The 3,706-nt window shown below is 44.7% G+C and carries 4 protein-coding genes; 1 reads left to right on the top strand and 3 read right to left on the bottom strand.

The annotated features are described in order from the left end of the window. Positions 1-8: 8 nt before the first annotated feature. Positions 9-1,322, bottom strand: a complete 1,314-nt coding sequence (gene mobV, locus ACYVK4_RS33555) for a MobV family relaxase (protein ID WP_461131957.1) — start codon at positions 1,320-1,322, stop codon at positions 9-11. A 278-nt stretch (positions 1,323-1,600) separates the two neighbouring features. Between mobV and ACYVK4_RS33550 the strand changes: the two genes are divergently transcribed. After that, positions 1,601-2,059, top strand: coding sequence for a response regulator (locus ACYVK4_RS33550; protein ID WP_461131956.1), 459 nt, complete (start codon positions 1,601-1,603; stop codon positions 2,057-2,059). Positions 2,060-2,340: 281 nt separating this feature from the next. Here the strand turns inward: ACYVK4_RS33550 and ACYVK4_RS33545 are convergent, their stop codons facing one another. Then, positions 2,341-2,682 (bottom strand): hypothetical protein, encoded by a 342-nt coding sequence (locus ACYVK4_RS33545; RefSeq protein WP_461131955.1) that lies wholly within the window; start codon positions 2,680-2,682, stop codon positions 2,341-2,343. A 332-nt stretch (positions 2,683-3,014) separates the two neighbouring features. Next, entirely contained in the window at positions 3,015-3,515 is a 501-nt protein-coding gene (locus tag ACYVK4_RS33540; RefSeq protein ID WP_461131954.1) for a replication/maintenance protein RepL, read from the bottom strand. Positions 3,516-3,706 lie beyond the last annotated feature (191 nt).

Raw genomic sequence — 3,706 nt, 5'->3', positions numbered from 1 at the left:
GTACGGGGTTAGCGGCCATGCTTATAACCCCGGCCTTGCTCCTTCTTGACTTCTGGCTTCTGGGCCTTCTTCTGTTTTTCTTCTTGGACCTCTTTTAGGCCCCGTTGTACGGCATCATGGACGAGCTCACTGAGAAATTCACTTTTAATCTGAGCGGTGACTAGGTTAAGCCGCACTTCGGTCTTCGGATCGGTCAGGTACAACGTCCCTTTGGCATCCTTCAGGATTTTGTACCCCTTCTTCTCCAGCCGGGGATTAAAATCATTGTCGTCTGTTAGGCGCTCTTTCAAACACTCCAAGATATCTGCTTCCATCTGCGGCAGCACTTTGCTGCGGAGGTGGTCAGCTCGGCCCTCACTCCACTTCGGATTCAGTCGCTTTTCATCCAGTAGTACAGCGATCTGGTCAATCTTGCTGGTAGTTATGGTCAACTCTTTCCCCGTTTTCTGAGCTTTCTCGAAATTAGCCTGTTTTAGGCCCTCTGAAGTGGTCAGTCGTTGGGCGAGTACTTTCTGCTGTTCTTTAGCAGTTGCGTTGGCTACGGCCGCTTTTAGAGCCTTCTCAGCCGCTTGTTTGACTTCGTTGAGCCTGCGATTGTATTCCGCATTGATTTTGGCTTCCTGCTGTTGTTTCCAGCGTTCCAGATTCAGCAGATCCAGCGGACCGGGCTTATCGATAGTTAAGGGTGCGTTAATGGTCTGAACGGGCTGTAAGTCTTTCTCGATGGTTTGCCGTTCCTGTTGTTGCAGACCATAAATGTGCTTCATGTCCACGTGCTGGGCGCGGCTCCCCTCTATTCCCCTTTCCAACCCAAAGGGCTTCATGGCCGTCGCGTAGTCAGTTTGGAGCTGGCGCAGCGTCTGCGGGGTGAACAGCTCCTTAGCGCATAGCCGTTTGTCGGGAGTAATGGGAACAACAATAGCGTGAATGTGGGGCGTCTTCTCGTCTTGGTGTAGGGTAAAGGCGACTAGGTTGGGACCGTATCGCTGTTGCATAAACGCCAGGTTAGCTTTGAGCCAATCCGACTCTCGAAAGTCTCCGGTTACCTGACCTGCCTGGTCTCGCTTAAAGGCCTCCGGACTGGCCGTAAGAATGAACTCCATGCCCTTGACAGCATCTTTTCGAACATGATGAAGGCCGGCGTGCTCAAGGCGAGCTTGAATGGCTTTGGCTAGATTCTCGTAGTTAAGCACGTATTCCTGATTGAGGTGCAGGCGTTCGGGGTCAGCGTTAGGCACGTGCCCCTGCCGGTAGTTATGATCGGACTTACCACCGATGCTCCCGGCTCCCTTCACTTTGGCGACTCGACAAACCGCTTTCATTCTTTTTTTCCCCTTTGTTTAGTGATCCCGTAGGGCGCGCACTTTGGTCTGCCTGACTCGACCGAAGGGAGGTGTCAGGCAGACCAAAGTATAGTGCGTTATACTTCTTCAAAAGAACCGGGCTACCAAAAACTACCTTTGCTAGTACTACTCGTGACGATATTAGGTGATTCTTGTGCCTTAGCTATTATAATTCAATTAATTAATCCTCTCATACAAGTTTCCTTGTGCTATAGGGGTCCTAACTTACAACACTTTAAACTTTATCCTATCCAAGAATGAGTCGTCAGCGAATCAATCAGGTTGTCTTAGTTGATGATGATCCGGATTATATCTACTTGGTCGAACGGGCACTTGAGGATTGTGTTCCTGCCTGTAATTTAAAAGTGCTTTTCAGTGGATCGGCTTTGCTAGAGTGGTTGGAAACAGACCCGGTCAGACCTAATCTTATTCTGTTGGATATCAATATGCCTATTTCGAACGGGTTTGAGGTACTGAACGTACTTCGCTCGGTTGACCGCTACAAAATGATACCCGTGGTGATGTTGAGCAACTCGGAAAGCAAGGAGGATATTGGTAAATCGTATGATCGTGGCGCGAATGCGTACTTAGTTAAGCCAGCCGGATTTAGCGAGTTAAAGCGTCGCTTGGACTTTTTCAATCACTACTGGTTTGATATAAGTAAAACACCAAGTGCTAACTGGGGTGACATCAATTGGTACAATGAGTTAAACTAGTATCATACTGAAACCTTCCTCTTTTTACTAGTTAGGCATAGCCCACCTCGTACAGTTGGGGTGGGCTATGCCTAAAAAAACCTCGTGGCCGAAGGACACGAAAAAGGGATTACTCAAGTAGGTAATCCCTTTTCTACATTTGTTACCTTAATCATCTAAAGACACCCCGATCTGGCTTAGAGCTATCAAGATCGGGGCAACCAGGCTTAATCTTTCCTTTGTTTAAATCTTGCAGTTCAGCTCAAGTTTATCAAGCCGTTCCAATGCCAGCTTAATGACTTTCACCCAGAGCTCCAAGGTTTTTTCATATACAAAGCAGCCTCATCATACCAAGAAAGGGAGTTCTTCAGTTGAAAAAGCTTGTAAAGCTCGACCATATGAGCCTTCTTCAGTAGCTTGTAACGCCTATCTCTATCTCGGCTTAATTCTACTATTCGATCTAACTGACGTTGAATCAACATCGCTTTTTCGAAGGTGGAAATATAGAACGGTTTCTCATTTTCGTATTGCTGAGTTAGTTCACGACGGTATTGGATTTCTTGTATATGAAAAACCTCCCACTCAGCCAAGTGACTCCTACGAAGTAGAATAAGTCTTTCAATCCAAATATCAGCTTGTACCACTTCAGGTAGATTTTGATAAATTAAGTTACTTACTTTTTAAGTATAATTCGTACAGTTGGGGTGGTATATGTCTAAAAAACCTGTGACGGTACGTCACAACTAAATAATCCCTAAGTGGTTAGTTGTCTGACAAGAATAGACTTCGTTATGAATCATGATGGAGTCTATTTTTCATTTTAATCTTCTACAGCTCATTTTTTATAACTATTAGATCAAAAAGGTAACAAAAAGCCCCGATCTGGCTTGGAGCTATCAAGATCGGGGCGACGCACGGTTGTACGTGGATCAGCTTATCCCTGCTCGGTTGGGCCTCCCCAGAGCCGACTTCCGTTTCAGCTAATGGCTTCTAAGATAGGTTCGTTTTCTGAAACTAGTTCTGGATCACCTTCGCGCTGAACTTCCGTGATCAGTTTACGTCCCTCTTGGTTATATTCTATTGTCAATCGCAGCTTGCGAATGTCCTTCCATTCTCCTTTTCCAAACAGTAGTGGACTAGCAATATAAACTCCTGTTCCTCTACGGGTCAATATGCCTTGCTTTACTAGCAACCCTAATGCGTTATCAACACTTTTTATTGCAATTTTTAAGTCAGACGCTATGTCATGCTTAACAGTTGAATTGAGTACAATTTGGTTCTTGTAGCTCATCAACTTTAGTAATTCCGTAAGGACTGAATTTGTCCAAGTTGGAATACCTTTTAGCATTCCAATATCATCTAAATACAGCTTAATAAAATCTGGCTCCTTGGGTAAAACAGATTCAGTGTAAGTCTGTATGATCTCACCTGTTTGCTTATCAATAAGCTCTTTCTCGTAAACAGCTCTCTTTGGCATACATCAAATCTGATTATTAACTTACCCGTAAAACACGTGAATGTTTTTCATATAAACAACTAAAAAAGCTAAAAAACATTCCCACGATTTACGGGTATATACCCGCGAATTTGATGTATGTCTTGCTGCTATATGATGTATGTCTTGCTGCTATATGATGTATGTCTTGCTACTATATGATGTATGTCCCT

The sequence above is a fragment of the Spirosoma aerophilum genome (assembly GCF_054782495.1).
This window is presented reverse-complemented; position numbering and strand designations above follow the sequence as displayed.